The 25,043-nt window shown below is 37.7% G+C and carries 14 protein-coding genes; 4 read left to right on the plus strand and 10 right to left on the minus strand.

Annotated features, from left to right (window positions below; all coding sequences use genetic code 11):
• Nucleotides 1-702: 702 nt before the first annotated feature.
• From HCG69_RS11840 to HCG69_RS11885, 10 genes are all read right to left on the minus strand, one after another.
• Nucleotides 703-1,116, minus strand: coding sequence for a hypothetical protein (locus HCG69_RS11840; protein WP_221650216.1), 414 nt, complete (start codon nucleotides 1,114-1,116; stop codon nucleotides 703-705).
• 174 nt (nucleotides 1,117-1,290) lie between these two features.
• Complete coding sequence (locus HCG69_RS11845) at nucleotides 1,291-2,061, minus strand: hypothetical protein (RefSeq protein ID WP_255585882.1); 771 nt, start codon at nucleotides 2,059-2,061, stop codon at nucleotides 1,291-1,293.
• Nucleotides 2,058-2,480, minus strand: a complete 423-nt coding sequence (locus tag HCG69_RS11850) for a hypothetical protein (protein WP_221650217.1) — start codon at nucleotides 2,478-2,480, stop codon at nucleotides 2,058-2,060. The genes HCG69_RS11845 and HCG69_RS11850 overlap by 4 nt, the downstream gene beginning before the upstream one ends.
• Nucleotides 2,481-2,492: 12 nt before the next feature.
• Nucleotides 2,493-2,873 carry a hypothetical protein gene (locus HCG69_RS11855; protein WP_221650218.1) on the minus strand — a complete coding sequence of 127 codons (381 nt, stop codon included), beginning with the start codon at nucleotides 2,871-2,873 and terminating at the stop codon, nucleotides 2,493-2,495.
• 4 nt (nucleotides 2,874-2,877) lie between these two features.
• Entirely contained in the window at nucleotides 2,878-8,967 is a 6,090-nt protein-coding gene (locus HCG69_RS11860; protein WP_221650219.1) for an FG-GAP-like repeat-containing protein, read from the minus strand.
• A 5-nt stretch (nucleotides 8,968-8,972) separates the two neighbouring features.
• Nucleotides 8,973-10,154: a hypothetical protein gene (locus tag HCG69_RS11865; protein WP_221650220.1), complete on the minus strand. Its 1,182-nt coding sequence runs from the start codon at nucleotides 10,152-10,154 to the stop codon at nucleotides 8,973-8,975.
• 43 nt (nucleotides 10,155-10,197) lie between these two features.
• A complete protein-coding gene (locus HCG69_RS11870; protein WP_122201050.1) occupies nucleotides 10,198-10,644 on the minus strand; it encodes a T9SS type A sorting domain-containing protein in 447 nt (148 codons plus the stop codon).
• Nucleotides 10,645-10,775: 131 nt separating this feature from the next.
• Nucleotides 10,776-14,657: a T9SS type A sorting domain-containing protein gene (locus tag HCG69_RS11875; RefSeq protein WP_221650221.1), complete on the minus strand. Its 3,882-nt coding sequence runs from the start codon at nucleotides 14,655-14,657 to the stop codon at nucleotides 10,776-10,778.
• An 11-nt stretch (nucleotides 14,658-14,668) separates the two neighbouring features.
• Complete coding sequence (locus tag HCG69_RS11880) at nucleotides 14,669-15,583, minus strand: hypothetical protein (RefSeq protein ID WP_221650222.1); 915 nt, start codon at nucleotides 15,581-15,583, stop codon at nucleotides 14,669-14,671.
• A gap of 836 nt (nucleotides 15,584-16,419) precedes the next feature.
• Entirely contained in the window at nucleotides 16,420-17,268 is an 849-nt protein-coding gene (locus HCG69_RS11885) for a hypothetical protein (protein ID WP_002558923.1), read from the minus strand.
• Between the two features lie 489 nt (nucleotides 17,269-17,757).
• Between HCG69_RS11885 and HCG69_RS11890 the strand changes: the two genes are divergently transcribed.
• Genes HCG69_RS11890 through HCG69_RS11905 form a run of 4 tightly spaced genes read left to right on the plus strand, consistent with a single transcriptional unit; the run spans nucleotide 17,758 to nucleotide 25,000 of the window.
• A complete protein-coding gene (locus HCG69_RS11890; RefSeq protein WP_221650223.1) occupies nucleotides 17,758-20,778 on the plus strand; it encodes a SusC/RagA family TonB-linked outer membrane protein in 3,021 nt (1,006 codons plus the stop codon).
• 14 nt (nucleotides 20,779-20,792) lie between these two features.
• Nucleotides 20,793-22,448 (plus strand): SusD/RagB family nutrient-binding outer membrane lipoprotein, encoded by a 1,656-nt coding sequence (locus tag HCG69_RS11895; RefSeq protein WP_221650224.1) that lies wholly within the window; start codon nucleotides 20,793-20,795, stop codon nucleotides 22,446-22,448.
• Nucleotides 22,449-22,474: 26 nt separating this feature from the next.
• Nucleotides 22,475-23,320: a hypothetical protein gene (locus tag HCG69_RS11900; protein ID WP_221650225.1), complete on the plus strand. Its 846-nt coding sequence runs from the start codon at nucleotides 22,475-22,477 to the stop codon at nucleotides 23,318-23,320.
• 21 nt (nucleotides 23,321-23,341) lie between these two features.
• Complete coding sequence (locus HCG69_RS11905; protein WP_221650226.1) at nucleotides 23,342-25,000, plus strand: PKD domain-containing protein; 1,659 nt, start codon at nucleotides 23,342-23,344, stop codon at nucleotides 24,998-25,000.
• Nucleotides 25,001-25,043 lie beyond the last annotated feature (43 nt).

The following is a 25,043-nucleotide window of genomic DNA, read 5'->3' on the forward strand; positions in this document are numbered from 1 at the left end:
GATGATTTTGAATCCCATAGAGCCTACTTTGCAAAAGTGACTTATCAAACACGGTTCAACTAAATTGAAGAAGAACCATAAGAGTGTACATTATTGTATTGCGAAAGTGTACATTCTTGCATGTATAAAGTGTACACTTTTGTTTTAGAGGAATCAGTTTAAAATAAATGCTTGTCATGGTGGATGATAATTTGTTACAATGAAATGAATCCTCTTCTTGGGTGTTTATGGAAAAATGTAATGTCTTATAAATTTTCGGACTGTTTGTCGTAGAGAAAACGTTCGAAACTCTACGAGGAATTGAGTGTTTCTCGTAGAGTTTTGGGTTGTTCCTCGTAGAGGAAAAAAGCAATATTTAACTATTTGATAATCAGTGGGTTATTTTCTGTTGTCTTTGTTGTTATATTTCTTTGTTTTTCATTCCCTCTTTTAACCTTTTATGTGTTTTTCTGTTTTGAAAAATAATTATAAATATTTGCCTCGAATTTTATATGCCATTTATCTGAATAAATAAAAAGTGGTTTAAAGATATATTTATTAGGGTAAAATCGGAATGAATATAATAGATGAAGAATAATTGTGTTTGTAATTATTATTGTAATGTGATGAAAGGTGCATTTTTAACGAAATGTTAAAAATGCACCTTTGTGTATGAAGTAAACTTTATATATGGGATAGTTTTTTCTCTTATCGTTTTCGTATTTATTTCATTAAGCTTCCATCCGGCAGAAAAATATCTCCATCGGTTCCGCTAACGTCAAAGAAACCTACGCCATGTTTTTGTGCCAGCCGTTTTGTAAGCTCGTACGCTTCTTCTGTTGTAGACCAACTGAAAGCGGCATAAATGACATTACGTCCTATGGCATAGTCTGTGAGGTGTGACTCTAAGTCTTCGTCCTCGTCCAGTTGTTCGTTAGTAGGAGCATCGGGTCCGTTCATGTTTGGGAATGTTTGTATCATTTCACGATACCATTCTTGTAGTGCGGGCGACGATACAGTAGGGTCATTATACCCGTGATCTTCGGTCCATTCTGTTTCTTTCTCATACCAATCAAGAAAATCCTTTTGTTTTGAGGGAGCTTTCTCCCTTTCAAATACCATTAAATCATAACTCATAATTCTTTTCTCCTATATTTTATATTTGGGTGAATAGATTGTTTTTCTTTTGAGAGTATTAATTTTGTATTATATGGACTATGTGCTCTTGTTTTTCTGTTTGATTTGTAAATATAGACATTTTTCATGATTTATATAGCCCATATAACGTTTAAAATAATTTCATAAGTGAATTTAATTTATTTCATCCGGAAGATTATTCTCTTTAGAAACTGAATCTACATTTTCCTCATTCAATATTCTTTTGAAGTTCTCCACAAACTCCATGTAATATTTTAGTGCATTGTTTTCAACCATTATAAAGTATCCACCTTCTCCAGCTAATCTTTTGGCACTTTCATAATCTTCTTTAGTGAATCCTTTAGATATCTCTTTGATTGATTTTTCAATGTATTGCAATGCACGCTCTTTTTCATTGCGCATATGATATATTATTGGGATAATACGACCTTTGTAGTTGGTGGTTGAAGTTCTATCAATCTCATTGATAAGATTCTCTTCATTTGATAACATTTCAAGATATGGAAAGCCATACTCGATGGTAGTAAATACCATGTCTCTGACATTTTTTTCTATGGCTTGTGAATCACCATTTAGCTCGAAATACCAATCATAATAACCTTTTTGTGGCATCAGATCACCAATTTGTGAGCATTCCATTGGATTGTAATATACCAAATGATCCGCTTTACCAAATTTTATACCCTCATCGTTTATATTCTTATAAATAACGCCAACAGTAATAGAAATAGATATTCTGTTTCTTCCCTCATGAGCAAATCCAAACGCTAATATTTGGACCACATTACCTTCTTTTACGGTGCGGATGAGAAGATCTTGCTTCTTTTTCTTAAATCCGTATACAGATAATTTCTGCTGTAAAAGTTCCATGATTTGTTTTTTAAATTCTTTCATATGAACCATTTGATTATATTCATTTTTCATTTTTGTAGAAGATAATCGTAGATTACTTTGTTAAGATCATTGATCCAACCAGCCAAATCATTGTCATTAAGGATATATGAAAAGCTGAAATTACTTTGAGGGATTGATCTATCTGCTATATATCCATTCATCTTTAGAATGTTATTTTTTACAAATGTTATTTCTAATTTAACAAATTCTCCTAATGGGGAGAAACAACAGTTTCCTCTCTTTGAATAGTACATGTCTTTTAAAAGATCTTTAAACATAATAATATCTTGAATTGTAGCATTGAACTTTGTTTTTACTGAAAAAACAGAAAGTTCCAATTTAAAATCAAAGTTAAAATATTCTTCGTCTTTTTTTATGAAATTATTCCATAATATAGCATTATTCCCTTGGCTTTCTTTGAAGCTGATTTCTAATTTATTATCTTTCATATGTGTCATCTTTTAAATAAGTGATAAGTGGTTTATTAACTCCGGTAAAAAAGACTGATCAAATGTGTATGCAATTTCCATTATTGCGTTATATCCAGAATCGATAAATAATAATTTTACATTAATAATACCGGATATATCTTTTACTAGTTTTATTTTCAAAGGGGGAGAGAATAAGGTGAATTCTATAATATTTTTATTCCCAATATATATTTCGTTTAAATTATCCATTAGTAACAATAATCCTGTATTATCGATACATCCTTCATGTTTAATTGTAAATATATTTTTTGTTATATTAATGTTGAAAAATATTTTCTTGTTTTCTCGTTTGATTTTATGCCAACTCATGATTGGTAGTCTGTTTGAATTATAAAAATAAATATCTTCCATGATTTTAGTAATTAGTGTTAAATTTAAATGATTTCATAAATGAATTCCAGTCATAAAAATCTCTATGATATATAATCCCGGTTTGGTTATTTATTCCAAGAGTGTATATGCCATTCACCCCATTAATGGAACCTGGAGCAACAAGCATTGTACTATTGCCATTAGTACCATATAACCATCCTTCTTGCAATATTTGTTTGTCGAAGATTCGTGGAAAATTGTGATATAAATCATTTTGTAATTCAAGCCGTGGAGAATATCCTGTAATTTCAAGTGGCCTAATGATTAATTTTTTACCTTCTATAACTGGATTTCTATATTCTTGTTTGTAAGTCGTTATAGAATAATTTGTGATTTCATCGTCTGGTAATTTAGGGATAGTTGGTAAATCATCAGGCGATTTTAAGGTAGGCCTGGTTTGTACTGTTTTTTCTATGGGTTTGTAGTCCGGAGAGAATGGATTATACCCCTTAAGGATATCTTCTCCGGTCCAAACATTTTTCCCTTGGGAATAAGCACTCCATCCTCCAAAGATGCCCCCTGATAAAAGACCGGAAAAAGAACCGGCTGCTGCACCATTAAACGCTCCTTCCATAAAGTTGTCACCAGCCATCAGGGCGTTTCCTCCGCCTGCAACGAAACCGGAAGCAAATCCACTAAAAAATCCTACGGTAGCGCCACCTAATATTCCGGTAGTTCCTACTATTCCTGCTACGGCTGTGCCTACTGCACAACCTGCAACACTGGAGAGGGCTCCGACGCCAAAATAACCAAGTCCGGTCAGAAAACCGCCGGATGATACTTCATCCCAGTGGGTGACTACGTTGATGGTTCCTCCGATAATGCCTGCCACAACATACCACCAAAACTCTCCATTCGGGTCGGTATATATCAGCGGGTTGTTGAGACAATACGAATACCGGTTGAAACTCATCCAGTTGTCCGGTGCTTGTACGTAGGGGTCCGGGGAAAAGAATGAAGCGGTGAGTGGATCATAAACCCGCCCGTTCATGTTGATGATTCCGAACGCATCTAAATGTTCATGTCCGGTGTAGCCTCTGTTAACAAGCCATGTGGTACGATTGTCGTTTTCTGCCCAGTTGTCAGGGTTGCGTCTTCTTCCCCAGGGATCGTAAGCAAACTTACCATTCCTGACCACACTCGTTGGAGTGGCTAATGCCACCAGAGAACCCTGATAATCGGCATAACCATAGTACAGTGTCTCTTTGCCTTCACTGTCAATGATTAAAATAGAATTTCCGGGCAGATAATGTATCTTTTGGGTTGTATTATGGATGGGATTTATTTCTTCCTCATAATTCCCCAAATAGTAGCGGGTGTGTTGTAGAATACCATTTTGAGTATATGTTGTTTTACACCTCTGGTTGTCTACGCCATAACTGACAGTATATAGCTTGTCACCTTCTGCAAGGGTATTGATTTTCTTAAAATCCGTGTAGGTTACATTCAAATCGTCAGCCGGGAAATTTCTGGGAACTCCGCTAATGGAGGTGAGCGCGTGTGGACCTTTACCGTCTTCCCCATAGTTCATGTACAAGCTGCCAAGGTCACTTTTGGATGCAATATTTCCTGCATCATTGAATTGCAGGTTGTTTTGCTTCACCAAGGCGTCACTCTTGTATAAATCCCAATTGGTCAGGCGATTCATGCCGTCATAAGCGAATACCTCTTTTTGATTGGTCAGGCGATCAGTACGGTATTCAAGATTACCTTTGGTATTGAAGGAATAGGACATGTCTATGACGTTTTTGGCCATAATGGCAGTGGGGAATCCCCGGTCGTCATATTCGTAAGTGGTAATTTTTCCACCTTTATTTTCATGGAGTATCTGTCCTTTGGCATTTTCGTCAACGGCTTGCCAGATGTTGCGGTTATAGCGGTCTGCAACGTTTGTCAGATTACCATATTTATCATATTGATTGAGAATGTAGTAACCGGAAGGATACGTTCCTTTCTTGATTCGTCCGAAAGAGTCGTACTCAAAGGCGGTTTTGAAAATTTTCTGCTGTATGTTATCGGTTGTTCCGGTAATCCTGCCGAGTTTGTCATACGTGAAGGCCTGGTTGTGCCGGCCTGCAATGGATCTCGATTTGATCCGGCTCTTGACATTGGTGTCATATGTATAACCGGTGATTTCTCCGTTACGATCTATTTGGGTCAGTAATCCGTTGTTGTCGTAATGATGTTCGGTACGGATGCTATCCTGATCGGCATGTATTTTTTGTACGGTAGTAATCAACTCTCCGAACCCATTATATTCCGAGCGTATTGTACCTGTATCCGGATCGATCAGTTTGGTTTGATTACCCTGACGGTCATATTGTATCGTGATGGATTGTCCTCCCTGCGGTGTTGCAGTTTTTGTCAATCCGGAGGCGTAATAGGTATATGATACCGATTTCCCGTTCGTGTTAACGCTCTCTGTCAGACCGGAAGTGTTTAATACGGTGGTTTGGGTTTCATTGGGGGATACTATGGTTGTTGACAATCCGTTGTATGCATAGGTGGTTTTACCCATTAGGGTGGCTACCGTACTTGGTCTGCCAAACGGGTCATAAATACGTGTTTCTGCCCAGGTATCCGGGGTGTTGTTGAATGTTGGCTCTGAAATTCTCCAGACCCGGTCTTGGGAGTCGTATTGGGTGAAAACGGATATCAACTGGTTGTTCAAACCATAGCTTTGGGTAACAATTGCTCTTCCCAAAGAGTCGTACCAGGTCCATGTGGGCGACGAGCCCGATGTCTCTTTGTAAGTATAGTATCTGGCATTGAATTCGTTGCCTTCATTTGCCCATAGTCTGCTTTCTGTATTACGCTTTCCGTCCGGATAACAGGTCTCCCTGAGCGTACCCCAATTGTCGTATTGATAACTGGTGATGAGTCCTTGCGGATTTGTTTCCCTCTGCAGGAGTCCGGTGGTTTCATCCCAATCATAAGTGGTTACTTCATTCAGAACATTGCTCGATGAAGCGATGAAATCACCGGAAGGGGTAAATGTCCGTTGGATGGAACGGGTTACAAAAGATCCTTTTCCATCGTAAGCCGTTATGGATTTTGTTTTGTAACGTCCGTATGGATCAATATCACTATATTCCGTTGTGACTTTCTCTGTGGGGATATTGTCATTCAGAATTTCTTTTTTCAGATTCCCCTTTTCGTCATACTCGTATGTTCGTTTTTGAGAATAGATGTCACTACCCAAATATTTGTTGGTAATTACACTTTTTATTTTGTTCTGATAGGGAGAGCCGACATTGGTATACTCATAAATATTCTCTTGCCTGATATCTCCGGTGGTAATAGTCACTTTACCGGGGTTTCCTTCAATATACGAATCGTTATGTGTTGTTGTGGTTAACCCGCTCAGATGATCGGTTTTCGTTTCTTCCTCTATATAGGGGAAGTACCTCTTTCCCAAACCTTCTCTTTTGTTGGTGAATACATGGGAAGAAATGAGCTGGTTACCGGAAGTCTCACTTTCTTGTTTCTCCACGAACACATTGTAGTATTGAGTGTCGTATCCATAGGTGGTGGTATTTTGAATATCAGATACAATGTCTTTGGCGGTAACTTTTTCAAAACCCAGAAATCCTTTGCCATGCAGATGCATACGTCCGTTTTGATATTTCATTTCGGTCGTGAACATAGTAGTACCGTCACCGACAGCGTAACTCTTTACTACCTTCAATTTGTCGTTTAAACCAATGAGAGGATAGTTTTTCAGGTAGAATTGCGAGGTGAGATAGACGGATGGATCGTATGTGTATGCGTAGCCAATGGAAATTGTTTTTCCCATGCCGTCTTTTATTTTATTGACATAGAGCTCTTCGCAATTCTTTCCCAGGCTGAACGAATACATGGCATTGCCATTAGTGTTGGAGAATGCATTATAGATAATTTCGTCTTTTCCATCTCCGTTGAAATCGGCATTAATGTTATTATTCATGGGCTCAACACCGGATAAGAGAGTGAAGTTATTCCAATTGAATTTGAGCCCGGTAAAATATCCGATTGTCAATTTTGTTGATGCAGTGAAATAGGCAATGTCCACTCTATGATCTCCGTTGTAATCCCCAGGGTATAGTTTGGTCAAATGCTGTTTCAATTCAGGGAGAAGTCTTTTTGCGAATTCTTTACCAGTGGATAAATGTATGGCAGTTTCATTGTCGGTTTCATCATAAGCAATCTTCTGAGTGATAAGGTCTGTTTTACCATCACCATTGAAGTCTGAAAAATAAATCCCCGTGTTATACGTAGGATAATCACCACTGAATAATAATTGGTATCTGTATTTATCGTTCACTTTATTCAGGGTGTATATCCGGAATCCGTTTCTATCCAGCACCATTATATCGGTTTTCCCATCCCCGTTAAAATCCAGCATATATTTATTATTCGGGAAGTCTGCTGTATGGGCCTTGTTGCCCCATACGATGTCCTGGCCTGCTACTAAATTGTTGATGGAAGAATCACTTAGCCTATAAGTCTGAGAGGTGTTTTCAAAAACTAACTCCAGTTTTCTGTCACCGTCAAAGTCACCGGCCAGTCCTACGGTAGGTTGCTCTATATACCTTCCTCCTGTGAAGAATGCACCGGGCTGCTTGCCTTGGTTAATATATAATTGATGGTTATAGACGATGTTGCTATCGAAGTTCTTTTTGCGAGTGACCAATACAAAATCGGTCAGTCCGTCTCCATTGAAATCTCCGGGTATAATGGTATGGAAGTCATCATAAACACTACTGGTTTCATCCGGAAAGAGTATGAGTCCCATGGCCCGCCATTTACTGAATCCATTGGCCGAATTATCGGCAACGTAGAATACGATTTGGCTTTGTGGATCTCCACGAACGAAAGTTGCAAAGTCCATTCGTCCGTCCCCATTGAAATCTGCATACCAAAAAGGTTGTTGTTCTTTTCTGTATAAACCTTCCGGGCGGAAAACATCTGTTTTAATTGAATTGTCTGCCGTTCCCCATTCGATGGAAGTAGCATTCATTTTTTCATAACTTCCGTTATATACTTGTACAGACGTCAGGCGGGTATTGATCGGATCCCAATTGTATCGCAGGTCATACCACCGTATTATTTTTTCTCCTTTCTTTATAACTATTTTGCTCAGTACTCTGGAAATACATGTTCTGGAGCCTCCGATGTATAAGTATTGTAGGTCGGGTCGTTCGCCATATTGAAATTCTACAGTGTAGGAAGGTGCTTTGTTGGCGGATACATTTCCGGTATACTGGATGGAGTGTAGACGTACTTCTCCTGTCAGTTCTTCGGGGAATTTGTCATAATTGTATAAAATATAATTCCCGTTGCGGTCTGTTGCCCGTTTTAAAAGCCAGGCAAGACGCCGATTCTGATCAATTGCATCCATTCGGGAATCATCTGTAGAACCATATTCCAACTTTGTTTCCTCTTTGGTGATAACCTCAAAATACATTTGAGGATTTACTTTCGTTCCTATCTGGCTATAATTCTCTATCTCTGTTTTAAATTCCTTGTTGGGGTTTTCCGGAGTACCGGATAGTAAGAATAACCTCTGTCCGTCAAGTATATAGTTGTCGGTATTGTCCAGTTTTATTTCCGATATTTCTCCGTCATGATGCAATGTACTCCCGGTACGTGTAATTGCTGATGAAGCTGATAAACTCCATCCCCAACCCAAATATCCGTTTCCTCCATTGCTGTCATAAACTAATGAGATCTTTGGCTGTACGTTATTGATTCCTTCCGGGCAGTCAATAGGAAGGGTATAAGTGGCTGCTCCTATCGGATTGACTCTGAACTCCCCGGGGATGCTGCCAACCATACCTCCCGAAGTGGGATCGATGGTATTGTCGGTTGGTGGAAACAATAATGCAGGATCTATTTGTGCATGGAAAGTATTGCCGTCGGAGGGCGTATAAGAGAAGCCGGGTAACAGGGATATATAATCTCTGGCTATGTATTCCTGGTTAGTGCCGGAATAGTTGTCCTGCAGTGTATACTCTTTAGCTTGGGCTGAAAGCGGGTTGGGCTTGCCCAGGCAGGTCATGATTAATAGTAAGAGGACCTGTATTTTTTTCATGATATTTACTTTTGAGTGTTTTCCAACTGTTGGATTTTACTGTTTTGTTGCTCGACAACGTTTTGCAGTTCGATAACATGCAAGGTTAATTCTTCTATTTTCTGAAGTAGCTTTACTTGCATTTCCACCAGGTTCATACCGTTTTCTTTTACCTCAATAGCCGATGGTATTCCCGGTAGATGTCCGTTGGCTTTGATAAATTCACTGGTCTCTTTCAGAGAGGGCAATTGATAGTCTTTCTCAAAAACAAAGTCGGCGAATTTATCAATACTTTCCACTTTTATTTCTGCTGCCCGGAGAACTCCCTTTATATCCATGTTTTGATTAAAGATAAACTTGGGTAAAGTTGTCGTAAAATGTATTCCTGTGTTGTTTTGGGCACCCACTTCCACTTGTCCGAATTCTGTTTTTATTTTTAAGGCACCTCCGGTCCCGTTTCCACGAATTGCACCTCCTATATGAAGCTTTTCCGCAGGTTTGGATATGCCGATGCCGACTCTTCCTCCGGGACTTGTCATCAATATGTTTGCATTGGAAGTATATGTGTTCAGGTAAAGAGTTTTATCCCCATATCCATTGGGGTTTCCTTCTATAATCAGGTATCCTTCATTACTGCCTCTGATGCGGCCTCCGTTAATGGCTCCGAAGCAGGTATAGCTTGCGTAGTCTTTTCCTAATACGGCTGCAACTTTAGAGCCCAGGTATTTTTCTTGTCCATATGCCCGTAGGGTACCGGCGTTTAGTTGGACATCTCCTTCATAGACAACGGTTGAACTGTTACTTGTAGTGATCTGTGCAAACCTTATTGTTGCTACTGTTTCTTTTTCTGTTTCCAGGCCGGGGGAAGTCATTTTTACGGTTACTTTACCGTTGGTCGAGATCACGGTTTGAGTGAATTCCCCTATAGACGGTTGACTCAATATCGGAGTTTGGTTGTTTAAGAGTATTTCTATACATGTGGTTGTTGGCATGTAGCAATTGTTAACTCTTGTGATCTGGACAGATTGGTTTTGAGGAATGTCAAAAGTCCATGTATATACATTTGAAGTGGCGTAATCTACACCGGATATATCTAATTTGCCACTTAGATGGTCTTGTCCGTATGTGATCTGAGAGGTTTGTGCAATTACTGTTTTACATAAACAGATAAGTACTGCGATAACTACGATAGGTTTTATTGTTTTCATAATATATGTTTGATTATTTGAGGGTTTATATTTTGTAAGATACCTATTGTTTTATGACCTTAAATTCTTTTCGGTTGCCTTCTATCATGATGATAAGAAGGTATATACCTTTGTCATACATCGACATGTTAATCGTATTGGTATTATTGTTGTTTTTGTCTTTGTATAATAGCTTTCCTTGTGTGTTGTAAAGCATTAATTCTGTGAGAGGATTATTGCTTGCGCTTTGAGTTGAAATTGTTAAATTTTCGTGGGTTGGGTTAGGATATATTGTTATGGAGAAAGTTTCTATGAGTTCGTTGATGCTTTCCTGACCGGATTTACCCTGACGGGTTTGATCCTGTTTGGAAGGTAACAATATAACTTTCCGTGATAGGCGATTACCACTTTCGTCATATTCATATTTCAGAACTTGTTGTGCATAAGCCTGAAAACCGAATAGTGCAGATAGTATTGAGGTTGTGAGAATCCGTTTTATATAAGTCACCATAATTTGTAGAGTGTTTTTGAGTTTGTTTGATAAGCAAACAGGAGGCTGTTCGAAATATTTGTTCCCCCAGCCTCCTGTCAACTTGTTGCTATTAATCTATAGAAACCGTGATAACCGGTTTCGTGCTTGATTTACTTACGAATGATTCGATTGATCGTGTTATTCACCTTGATTATGTAAATTCCACTTGCCTGTTCATAGAGGCTAATCGTTTCTTTATTCGTATTCAGATTATTCATATTCAGAACAATGCGGCCGTTCATGTCATACACCTGGATGGTATGAATGGCTTCTTCGGATTCTATATTAACTGGTCCATCGGTAGGATTTGGATAAATAGAGGTTGCAGTTGTGGCTGGCTCTTCTATGCCTGTTATCACTATAGAAGTAGTTGCTTTGGCTGTTTCGTAGTTTCCGAAGACGGCTGTTACGCTGTATGAATATGTGCCGCTCACCACATTCTCGTCCGTATAACTTGTCTCTGTGAGGGTGGCCAGTAGTTCTTCTCCACGATATACGTTGTATTCGGGAGTGTCTACGGAACCTGCCGGAGCTTCCCATGTTAATGATACGCCTTCGGTGGTTATCGCTGCTTTGAGATTGGTAACTGTTCCGATTTCGTTGGAGATTGTTTGAGAAGATGGGGCTGGTGTAATAGCTGTGTTATCAGCTTTTGGAAGAGTCCACATGCCAAGGCGTTCGCCGGAGTTGGAAATCAGATATACATTACCGGCCCAGTCAAAAGCAAGGCTGTTGGAGTTGGCTCCCAGTCCGGGTTTGATTGAATGAAGCCTTTTGATGGAAGGTACTCCCTCTTCGCTATAAGTGATTCCTAATATCTTAATTTCATTGTTACATCCCATGGCAATGCGGGTTCCGTCGAAGTTGATGGCCATACCGCCATTCCGGGAATTTTCAATGATAGTAGGATCTATCTTGCCTGATACAAAGTCTATTGTAGTACCATTGTAATGGATTAACGAAGGAACATTGGCTTCGTCTGCTGCCCGGTATTGGGAAATCCACCATCCACCGCGTCCGTCCGGTAGGATTGTAGAGTTCATATTCAGTTGATATCCGCCTGTGGCCGCATTGTTGAAGGCAACGCTTGGAGCTTCTGTCCAGTTTGTCGCTGTTCCAATGTTGTACTGCAGAATGTTTCCGGCTTTGCCATCTACTTTATAATCTTCGTCGAATGTATACAGTATTGTATTTTCACCTGTGCCAGTTACATAACAAGAGGAAGAAGAACCGTGTACTGCTTCGTTGGAAGAGTTACTGGCGAGGCCATTGGCATCTCTGGTCAACCCATCGAATAGGCTGACGAAATTGTCAGTTGGTTTGGCAGGGTCCATTATGTAGATACCGGAATGGGTATCGCTGAAATCACACATGAATACTCTGCTATCCGGTGCTACTACTAAACGGAATGGACTGTTACTGCTACTCCACTCAATGCCACCGTCGTAAGCTTTATTGGCCTGACCGGTAATGTCTTTGAATTGTGGATCCATGATGTAAATACCTTGTCCTGTGGCACGATTGCCGGAAGTTCCCGGTTTGCTACTTGCTACATATATGCGTCCAAAGTAGGGGCTTTCGGGGTTATTGTCTATGGCAACTCCGTAGGCATTGTAAAATTTTAGTGTCTCTTCGTCTCCGGTCATTTTTATCGGACGGGCCACACTTTTGGCTGTTGCTTTCACTTGCCAATGTATATCCTTACCCAAAGGTATTTCTGTTTTTGCTATTGAAACCTGGTTATTTCCTTTAGATAAAGCACCTGCACTGTATGATTTCAAAACCTTGTCTCCACTGGTGAATTCAATGGCTACTTCGGTGGCGTCTTCATTGAGCAGGAAGCTGAACTTATGTTGCTGTTCTGTGCTTTCCATCTTTAGTGCGGAGGCGTAGATATTTGCAGTAGCATCTGTTGTAACTGTTTGGAATTGGGTTATTCCCGTATTTTGGGTATACAGGTATAGATTCATATCGTATCCGTTTACTGTACCTGTTGCCATCATGTAAGGTTCGGAACTTTCACTTGAATTGCTACCGGTCAATACGTCGGATATTTGGGTTGCTTTATCCAGCCCCTCTGTTATGTCGAATAAAACGGCACATGGATGGTTTAAATTGTTATCGCAGTTGGGAGATATCATAAATGAGTGTTGTGCGTAACGGAAGAAGTTAGCACCTTTGGCTTGTGGTGAAAGTAAACTTTCATTTATTGCTCCGTGGTTGATTAGCGGATTACGGTCGGCGATTGTCCAGTCGAAACCAAATTCAGTTGGTAATAATACTTCGCTGTCTGCAATGAAGCGGTCGGTGCCGAGAGGAGAAGGAGTAAATGTAATGGCTTCTCCCCAAAGTGCCTCGGTATAGCTACCATCCATCATGTATTTATAACCAATGATGTTAGGGGTTTCTTCGTCAATCAGATATCCTACAATTCGGATTTGTCTGGAACTTCCGGTAGTAACTGCCGGAGTGTAAATTTTACATTTCCAGCGTGGACCGCTGATGGCAAATGTCTCTCCGATAGTGGATTCTGAGAAATTTCCCTGTTGGGTTGTTTCAAAGAATAATTTAGGCTCTGATTCGTCATCATCCCAGGTATATACTTTGAATTTCTGATCATCGGCTGGTAGTTTTACAACATTCTTATTACAAGCCATTAAGTAGCCATCAGCAGAGAATGCGATGTCGCTTATTGGCAGAATACCACTTTCGATACCGGTGAGTTTTAGCTCACCAATTAATTCGCCTGTAGTTGGGTTTCCTACATAAATATTGGGCTCTGTTGTTAGAATGTATAGCTTATTGTCGTGTAAAATACTTTTGCGGATATCCTTATCTTTAAGCCATTCGAATGTATTTGTAGCGGTTTCCTGGGTTTGATAAAATGGCATTGCTATAGCACCTGCTTCCTGGTTGGGGTCCGGATAATCCGCAGGTATCTCTTTTTCTATGATTACTGTTTTGTTTTCAATTTGTGTGATTAGGGAAGTTGTCTCGCCAGCTTTTACTTCTGCGTCTATTTCGGCAGTTTCATAGTTTTCTGCTGTTATTTTGATTTTGTATTTCCCTGGTTCCAAATTAAAGAAAGCATAGAATCCATTATAGCATTCATCGGTTTGATAAGAACCTATGCTGTTGCCTTTATTGTCGAATAACTCTACCTGAGCTTTGTTTATGGGCAACCATTGATCGTTTGTTCCGGCCTTATAAAGATATAGCGGATTGTTGATACGCTCGTTGGAACTTTTTACGAGTCCGGCCAGAATACCTTTAGAGTCCTGCTCTGCTTCGAAATAGTCACAAAAATAGCGAAAGAAACGTGCCGATTCCAGTTTGCGGTAATCTTCGTTAAGCAAGCGGTGAGTTTCGGGTAAATAGTCATGGAATTCACCTTCGGAAAGGAAGCCTGGTACTGTATTGTTTCTTAGAACTCCCAGATGATAACCATAAAATGAAAAGTCGCCACGAACATTCATATTGGTAGCACTATAGTAGGTCCAGTTGGTTAATGGGTTATCGTACATTCTGGTCCAGCATGTCTGTGCCATTGGTTTACTAAGTGCGGGATCTGGCTCGTCATCTGTTCCGCGATATAGCAGTAAAAGATAATTGGTTCCTTGATTTACCCCTACAGCATTGCTGTGGATAGATAAGAAGGCGTCCATGTCATTTGCCGATGCTTCTTCTGCTATTTCAGTGAGGTTACGATCGTCTTCGTCCCTGTTTTCGGTTCTTGACATCATAACGGTTGCTCCATGGGCTTCGAGCATATCGCGTAGAGCTAATCCTTTTGTTAAACTGCTGGAAGATTCCCAGAAACCTTTTGGATTATTGGCTCCATAGGGAATAGTGACAACATTCCGGTCGTTGGCTGCATCAAAACCTCCATGACCTGGATTGATATAGATTCTTACGCCTGTAAGGTCTTTGGCATTGAGGCCTGTGCACAGTAAACATAGGCCAACTATGATTATGTATTTCAGTGTTTTCATAATTAAAATCTCTATTTAATGGTAATTTGCATGAGGTAAATATCACCGTTATCTGTATTGAAAACGATGGATGAGTTATCGGTAGAAACGGCCGGATACATTGCGATAATAGAAGGATCACTAAGTGTTTTGTGTTTTTGTCCGTCTGCGGATACAACCTCGATGGTTGAAGATAGTATACGTTCTCCGTTGTCATTATCGTTCATACCTACAATCCATTCATTACCTAACCATACAGGTGTATTTAGGTTAGCTATACGTATTGGATTGGAGCCGTCTATATTGGATATGAATGTGCCTTTTCCGGCTACTTTATACAGTATTTTTCTGCCATCCGGAGATATGGAAGGCCAAAGATAGCTGTAGTTTTTACCATTGGGAGATAGTTCTGTGCGTTCTCCGTTATGATACAATATTAATTGGCGGTTCTCGATGTTGACTACGTCCGGAGTTGTTTTTATCTTTTCTCCGTATACTCTTTTTGATGACAACCGGTTGTCTTTGACATATAGAATATTCCCATCGATGGCTTTATGAAGCTGGAAGCTACGTGTTGACGATATTAACTGACTTTCTTTTTTATTTGTCAGGTCTATCTTCTTTAGAGCTGTTTCTCTCATATTCCTTTTATTCAGTGATTGTTCACGATAGAAAATATTATTTCCATCGGTACTGATCTGAACATTATATCCGGCATTGGGCGCTTTAGTTACTACGGTTACTTTTCCGTTTTTTAAGTCGTACTTTTTAAGCCCGGAATAATTATCAGAGGTAAATAGTAAGTATTCACCTGTAGGGCTGAACTTAGGATGGTAAGCTTTACCGACATCTGTACCTGGTAATTGTTTTACTGATACAACATTCACTTCTTGTGAGTAAGTTTGCTGACATAAGTAAAGTAGCAAAAGCAGAAAAAACTTTCTCATGATTTTAAAAAATTAAAGGTTAATAATGGTGTTCTATATATTATATATTGAGCTTAGTACTTTTCTTAAAATAGGGTACTGAAAAGAAGTATTTCCGTCTATCGGAAGAACTGTTTCTGCTACTTATGCTTATTTTATTCCCTCAAATATTCATTAATTTATTTTTAGAAACAAATATTTAGGAATTAAATTAACTTATTTTGTTTTATGATTATTAATATTAAACATTCGGAATTGTGGCTTTTGAGGGGAGAAGTATTTTCTGGTTGGATTTTTATGAATTGTTTTGGCTGTGTATCGCTTTATTGGATTGTCGGGGAGGTGTAAATGGAGGGGCGATGTGGTAATCTGTTGCTTTTTAGTTCTTTGTGTGTTGTTAGTTTTCTTTTGTTGGTTTGAGATTGTTTGTATGGTTTATTATAAGTTACCGTTTCTGTAATTATTGTATTTAAAAGGCTTTTTTGTTTTTTTGTTGTTAAGCTTAAAACATTGTGCTTAAATATACTACTACTTACGGATTGTGGAAAATTTGGAAGCTCTGTGAAATTAGGTGGAGTTTTTATTTATACCAAGTTCTATCAGAACTTAGCCTTTTCCTATTTATAAGTATGGTTAACTTTTTATTAATTGTTTTAAGAGGCAATGTTATCATTAAACAAAGGCCGAGAGAATTCCTTGAGAATTACTTCATAGCAAAGATAAGAATAGTTTTAATATCAAGAACATTAATTTGCATTTATTTTGATTTATATTTATTAATTCACAATAATATAGGACGGCGTATTACATTTTAATGAAACATAAATAGAAACAATGAACTTTGTGCGGTATTTACCCTATGGTTCTTCTATATTTAAAGAGTGGAATTCTATTAATCCAGTCATTGGGGTTTCTTCAATAATATCAAGCTCTACTCCAAAACCACGAGCGACTTCTCTTAATATTTCGGAGTAGCTGTATGCTACTGAACCAACAAAACGAATAGGGTAACTTTTATAATCATACTGACACACACTACGGATAAAAAAGTTTTTCAAATTATTGGTTAACAAGCTATAAACATAGTCATTGTCTAGATAATCTGCTAAGAAATAAGATATAGTAGCGAGGAATCGATTCGGAAATGGTAAATTGTAGACAGATTCCATAGCGTCATTTGCAGTTATACGAAACTTATCATAAAAGTCTGTTGCAATATATTTAGGAGCTAATCCTTTAAGAACGTCAGCCAGAAAAAGTTTTCCTAACACGGCACCGCTTCCCTCGTCACCTAATATGTAACCTGCGGCTTTCACATTTTTAACAACGATTTTACCATCGTAGAAACATGAATTGGAACCAGTTCCTAAGATGCAGGCAATACCAGCTTCGCATTTAAACAAACCGCGTGCAGCTGCCAACAAATCGCTTTCAACTTGAATAGGAGTCTTGAATTGTGCTACCAGAGAGGCACCCAATATGTTTTTTTTCTCATAAGATGTACATCCGGCGCCATAATAATATACCTGATCCAACTTCTTTTTAAAGAAGGACTCTGGCAAACCGAGTCTTACACTTCTGCTTATTTCTCTTCTGGTCTGGAAAAAAGGATTCAGTCCTTCCGTAAAAGCTCTCTGTACGAGATGATTATCTTCAACAAGAGCCCACTCAGTTCTTGTAGAACCACTTTCTGCGATAAGTTTCATTCCGTATTCTTTTTTGATTTGGTTACAAATATATAACCTTTTTTGCTATATCTTTCATTCTTCAACAAGATTTTCTTTAGCGCCAAACTAAATCCGCGAGAATCACGAAAGTACATTTATGCTCATGCAATGAAATACTGCAAAGCATATATCATATAGTTCTGATAGAACTTAGCATATGTATTAGAGGTAATAAAAAGTTGAGATCTTTAAATAAGAAATCTTGTCTGATAAAAAGAAGCCTTAAAGATGATATTTGTTAGACATTTTCCTTCTTGTAATTCTTGTTTGAAGACCCCAGTTTTATAACTAATTAAATCGTAGTCTTTTATAGAGTATAAAAGCATATATGATAAGGTAATGGGGTATCTGTTTCTGTAATCAGAAAAGAATGCTTTTTTTACTGATTTAAGTGAAAATTTATTCTAATGTTCAAATCCATATGCTTGCGTTGGATAGAGCTAAATAAAATTATTAATAGATTATATTATGAAAAAACAGTTATTAGTTCTACTCTTTTTCTTCTCTGCTGTGGCTGCATATTCACAGCATACGATTACTGGAGTGGTGACTTCCTCTGAAGATGGAATGCCGGTCATTGGGGCATCTGTTGTTGTTAAAGGGAATGCCAGTCTGGGTACAATTACTGATATTGATGGAAATTATTCAATTAAGGCACCTGACAATTCGACTTTGGTGTTTTCTTATGTTGGAATGGAAACACATGAAGTGAAGGCAGGTAAACAGTCTGTGATAAATGTTGTCATGAAACCTTCTTCAATAATGGTTGATGAAGTTGTCGTGACGGCAATGGGAGTAAAGGCGGAAAAGAAAAAACTTAATTATGCAGTACAAAGCTTGGATTCGAAGGAAATCATGGGAGGTGCTAATACAAACTTTGTAAATACGTTGCAAGGTAAGATCTCAGGATTAAGTGTAAGTACTTCAGGTGGATCGCCTAATGCTGAATCTCAAATACAAATTCGTGGAATTTCCTCTATTAATGGTACACAAAATAATGAGCCACTTTTGATTATTGATGGCATAGCTGTCTCTGGAGCAGGTGTTGCTTCGCAAATCAATCCTGCTGATATTGAGAATATGACGGTTTTGAAAGGGGCTGCGGCTTCAGCTTTGTATGGGCAGGAGGCAGCTAATGGTGTTATAATGATTACCACAAAAAATGGTAAAGAAGGAAAAATAACGGTTAACGCCAATGCAAGTGTACAGGTCGAGAATGTGTTTCATCTACCTAAATTGCAGACGACTTATGTACCAGGGGTGAAAGGAGTATTATCAGAGAAAGTTGACATAACAGGAGGATGGGGACCTATGGTTCAACCTGGAGAGACAATTTATGATAATGTTTCTAACTTTTTTCAGATGGGGCTTTCTCAGAAATATGATGTGAGCTTATCGGGTGGTACGGATAAATTTACTGCTTATGCTTCAGCCAGTTATTCGATGACAGATGGAGTTGTACCTAATGATTATCAAGATCGGTTGAATTTTTTATTGAAGGGTACATATGAGATTTCTAAGCATTTAAAGGCCTCACTATCTGGTAATATAATAAGAACTAAATCGAGAGGGGCAGGTGATGTGCTCTCTACTGTATATAATTGGCCTATAAATAATGATATACGTGATTATATAAAACCTAATGGTACACCTAATTGGTTACATCCATTTGATGGATTGACAGATGATGAGATTGTGAAGATTCCTTTGAGCCCACTGTGGAGCCGTTATATGGATCAGGGAGAAAATAATGCAGCCCGTAATATTATAATGGGAAATATTGTTTGGAATCCGGTCAAAGGACTTGAATTAAGTGGTAGAGTTAGCTTTGATGAAAATCATTATACCTCCGAATCTATAACTGCCCCTCTTTTTGATAAATCAGACTTTAGTAATCCGGAGAATATTGATTTAGCCAAGTTTGGTGAATATAACTATTCTCAAAGTCGTTCCCAATTATTAACGGTACAGGCGTTGGCTACATATAAGTTAGAGCTTCCTAAAGATTTTAATTTGAACTTTTTGGCTGGATATGAATTAAAAGAAAGAAAAGGAACGGAGTCTGCATTTGGTGGGGCTGGATTTCAGATACCAGGATTTGAGAGTATCTCGAATCTACCAGCTCTCGAACTGGGAAAAAACACCTCATTATCTCATTCTTTGAAACGCATGTTGGGTTATTTTGGCGAAATTCGTTTGGATTATAAAGGTATTGCTCACGTTAGTGCTACAGCCAGGCAGGATTATTCTTCAACATTAAGTGAAACTTCATATTTCTATCCTTCAGTAACGGGAGGTTTTATTTTTACAGAATTATTTAAGATTTCAAGCGAAACGTTTAGTTATGGAAAAATACGTGGTAACTGGGCAAAGGTAGGTAAAGATACTAATCCTTATGCTTTTGATAAGAGATTTATTCAAAAGGCTTCTTTCCCGGATGGTGGATATGGAGTTGATCCGGCTAAAAGTCGTGCTGTTTGGTTGGATCCGGAAATGGCTAGTTCATGGGAAATTGGTTTGGATTTACGCTTTTTTAATGATAAAACGAAGTTGGATATAGCGTATTACAATACCACAGTGGATAATCAGATTGTAAATGTAAGAGTATCTCCAACAAAAGGTACTATACTTCAAATTCGTAATGAGGGATATATTGAGAATCAGGGAGTAGAATTACAATTGAATCAAGAAATAATACGTACCAGAGATTTCTTTTGGAATGCAAATCTGAACTTTGGACTTAATCGCGGACGGGTTAAAGGGTTACCTGATGATATAACTGAAATTCAAGGGAAACAGTTTAGTGATCTTTTTCCTGTGGCATATCTGCATGGACCTACGATAGGCGTTTCTGGTAAAGATTATGAACGAACTCCGGATGGTCAGATTGTTTGTGATGAAGAAGGATACCCGGTTATTAGCCCTGCAAAAGGCAATTTAATTGGAAATCGTGAACCTGATTTTTTATTAGGTATTTCATCAAATCTGAACTGGAAAAATTTTACTCTTTCATTTTTGGTAGATACACGTAAAGGCGGAACGGTGGCAAATATGACAGAACGCTCACTCTTTTCAAGTGGACAAAGTCGTTTTGTTGAAAAATATCGTAATCGGGAAGTTGTAGTTAAAGGTATGGTAAAACAGGCAGATGGTACTTATGTAGAGAATACAAAGCCCATTTTATTAACTCAAACTGTGTTAAGTGAGAAATTTGGAAATGTAAGTTCGAATTTTCTTGAAGACGGTTCTTATGTGCGACTGAGCTATGTGACTTTAGGATATGATTTTACGCCGTTACTTAAGAAGTCGTTTGTTAAAGGTTTACAGTTTTCTATTACAGGACGTAACCTTTTGTTGTTGACAAAATATACAGGATGTGATCCGCAAATTAGTGCAGGTAAAGCTGGAGGGACAGGTAATACGGGTATTGATGATTTTAAAGTACCTAGTACACGTAGTTTTAATTTTTCAATTAATGCAACATTTTAAATAGTATAAGATTTATGAGAAGAAAAAATAATTTTATATATGCCTTATTGCTTATCTCTATTGCTTTGGTAAGCTGTGAAGATTATCTGAATGTTAATCGAAGTAAGGATAATATTACGACAGTCACTCCTGAACTCATTTTACCAGTATTAACATTCTATGCTGCTCAGACTAACTATGATCATGCAGAATATAATATGTATTTAGCTCAGGCTTTTACTACAGGAGGGAAGGCTCAGGTAAATTCTACCGCATATAAGGGGGGATGGGAATTTCTTTCAATGAATCGCCATCCTCAATGGCGCAGACATTATTATGATATAGGGGTGAATCTGAATGAAATGCTGGCTTCTGCTAAAGAAGCGGGGTATACCAACTTCCCGCTTATCGGACGAACAATTCGTTTGATGTCTACTCAACTTACTACAGATGTTTTTGGTGATATGCCACGTACTACAGCATATACAGATCATGTGACTTATGACACTCAAGAATCTATTTATGAATGGATGCTAAGTGAGGTTGAGGATTTGTTGGCACAGTATAATGATCCAAGTATTGTAAATAGTCCGGCAAATATCTCCATAACCAAAAGTATGGATCGGATTTTTTCTGGTGATTTGAAAAAATGGAGACAATTTACATATGCACTGAAAGCACGTATTTTGTTGCGTAAATTACCTAACTGGGATAATACACAAAATACATGTGACCAGATAATAAATTCTGTAAATGCTGCTTTGGAAGATTGGGAAGAACCAAATTACAAGTTTGATGGTGGAGTAGGTGAAGCTAACTGCCCATGGGGACCTGCAAAACCCAAAATCGGAGGTTGGGAAAGCCGTTCGAACGATTTAGATAAAACAATTCCGTCGAAATATTTGATGGTAGACATGTTTGGCATTGAAGCTTCACCAAATCCGATAAAAGGTTATGCTAAAGATCCGCGTATGGAGGCTCTTATGAAACCCCGAAAAGGTGCTGACGGAAGAACGATTTTCCGCTATCTGGATTGTAATATTGGTATGGATGCTTCTGCTAAAGAAAGTCATTATCCCGATTTATATTGCACTACTCCGATGAGTTCGCAAGATCTGACTGTAAATCCATATACTAAAAATGATGGTTATGTACCTTTATTTCTGACTGAAGAATTGATGCTGATAAAGGCTGAAGCTTTGTATTGGAGAGGAGATAAGACTGGTGCAAGAGAATGGACTATAAAAGCGGTGGAAAAAAGTTTTGAACGCTTCAATTGTAATACAAAATATACAGAAAAGTATTTGAAAAATGTCGATTACCTTCCTGAAATAGGTTTTAATATTGGACATATTATGCGGCAGAAATATGTATGTATGTACCTACAGCCGGAAATTTGGACTGATATGCGTCGCTATAACTATAGTAATAGCAAGAATAATGTTACATATGACGGAGTTGTAATTTATCCAAATCTGAAACGTCCATATAATTTGTATGAACCTTATTGGTGCATAGACTATAATCCGGATGGAACATTAGCAGATGTCTGGGTACAACGTTTGAATTATGATCCGGAAACAGAAGAAAAATATAGTCGTTTGGAATTAGAGCGTTTAGGAGCTTATAAGAATCCGGAATGGTTGAAAAAGCCTATGATATGGGGGATTTATAATGGTGCTCATAAATAATTAAGTGTAGTAAAGGAGTTACATATATGAAAAATAAGAATATACTGATAATATTTGCCTTCTTAACGTTTTGGGTAAGTGGGTGTGAAAAGCATGATCTTATCAATGATTGGGCTCGTATTGGACAGAGAACTTCACATACTTATTGGGAGATACCCTCTAGTACAGTAAATGCAGGAAATACGGTTGCTTTTACCGCACAATTTTATAATAATGAAGGAGTAGCTATAGATCATATGGAAGTATGGTATGATGAAGAAGAACATATTTCGATGCAAGCCACTTGCCCAAATGTTACATTTGTTTTTACCAAGAGTGTAGATGTAAGTAACATTGCACATGTATTTCAAGAAAAAGCCACATATGAGTTTCAAGAAGAATATTGGAATGCAGATAAAAGAGCTTATGTTGTAAATGATGTATTTCCTACAAGTAACACATTGAAAACTGTTGAATGGAAAAATGTAGAAGAATTCGATCAAGAGAGATTTAATAAACTATTCCCTGATACTTTTGCTACAGCTTTTCAGCGTGATTTATATGTAGAGTTAGAAAAGAAAGAAAAATATTCAGATTTAAGAATGCTAATGTTGAATTTGGATATGTCCAATTCTGAAGAGTTTAAAAGTTATACGGACTCTGTTTTTAACGACAATAAGCAAGAAATGGAATATTGGATAAAAGATGAGTATAAAGAAGTTGTTAAAGCTAAATACGATGCTATTCCCTTCGAAAAGTTAATCTACAATATAAGTACACTTACTTATGACTTAGAGTATACTAAAAGCTACATTCTAAATGCTGCTTATAAAGTCTTTGATAAGCAGGGAAATGTAGGTGTCTCGGAGAAGAAAGAACTAACATTGAACTAACCTTAATACTCTTATAAATTTATGAAGAAATTACCATATATATTGATGTTATCTCTTTTGATGCTTTCTTATGCATGTGTAGAGAATGATCCTAAAATCGAAGATTTTCCTAGTGAGAAAGTCGATTTTAAATATGAAGTAGCAGGAAACGAATATAAATTGGATTATTTGGTTGGCTCCGTAATACAATTTACTAATACGTCATCTGCTAAAGGAAATTGTGTTTGGGAATTTGGAGATGGTACTGTTGTATCTAATGAAGAAAATCCTCAGTACAAATATACAGTAGCTGGTACTTATACTGTCACGTTAAAAGTGGAAGGAGAGGGACAAAGAAATTATAGATTACTTATCAATGACATAGCTCCTACTGTCTCTATTAGTGCTATGGAAGATGAAATATGTGAAGTAAATAAGACATTTATAGAATTGTCTGTCGTTTTACCAAATCCAGATAACAAAGAAGTGGAATATCAATGGATTTTTCCGGAAGGGACAGTAGATGAGAATTCAACTCCTGTAAATACATCTAATAAAGAAAATCCTGGTAAGCTGAAATTTTTAAATGTAGGATCACAAAAAATAGTGCTGAAAACTAAACTTGGCGGACGTACATTACAAGAGGGAGTTATTAAAGTTCCTGTTGGTTATACAGAAGAAGTAAAGACTCTTTATTATGCTGTTAAAAAAGGAAATATACAAGCCTTGAAATTAGTTCATGATACTCCTGATAATATTAAAATTTCTTCTTTTGACTTAGGGGTGAAGTCCGGCCAACATCCTTATAACTTATTATTTTCAGATTCTTTGTTATTTGTATTGGATGCAGGAAAACAGATAGGTTATGTGGATGATGTTGATGGAAATTTGGGTGATGGAAAGATTTCTGTGATTTCTAAAGATGGTGCCTCAGTCGAAACGATGTTGACTAATAATCAAAAAACAGCTTTTAATGATCCTCATTTCGGATATATTGATGAAAATCAAAAGATGCTTTATTATACGGACAGAAATACGGGTATTCGTAGATTGGCTCTATCGGAAAGAAACTTATTATTGGATGTGACAAATAGTAAATATGACTATTTTGTGCAAAATGACAAATTGGGTTATTATAAAAATGGATATGATTATGGAGCAATGAATGCTTCGTTTACTAAAACAAGTGATGGTACTTGGTGGTGGCCTAAAACATTTAATAATCCGGGTATTTTCCGTTTCAAAGACTCAGATATTGGTAGTTCAAGTGTACCTTCAAATGGTATGACAGCAGGAGGATTATTTATTAAATCATTGGCAATTGATGAATTGCGTCAGATGGTATTCTTTGCTGTCCGTGAAGGAGCTACTAGTGGAATTTATGCAATTCCGATGTCTGCAATTCCGAATGAATCGGCAGGACAGACAGCTCTGCAAAATTCAATAAAGAATTATCTTATTAAAGAACTTGTATCTGACAGTGAAGGAAGCTCTGGTGAGTATATTGATATTTGCCAAATGGTATTAGATCCTGAGGATGGTTCCGTTTACTTCGGATACCGTGCAGATCCGACTTCATCTGTTAAATCCGGATTGATGCGTTGTTATCCCGATGGAGGTACCTATAAGGTTGAAACAGTGATAGAAGGTGTCGAAATCTATGGAGTAGCTATCAATCATAAAAAATCAAAGTTATTTTGATAATTGAGAGAGAATGTGTACCGGAGATACATTCCGGTGTATA

Source organism: Bacteroides sp. K03, from assembly GCF_019734355.1.
In the GTDB taxonomy this organism is placed as follows: Bacteria; Bacteroidota; Bacteroidia; order Bacteroidales; family Bacteroidaceae; genus Bacteroides; species Bacteroides nordii.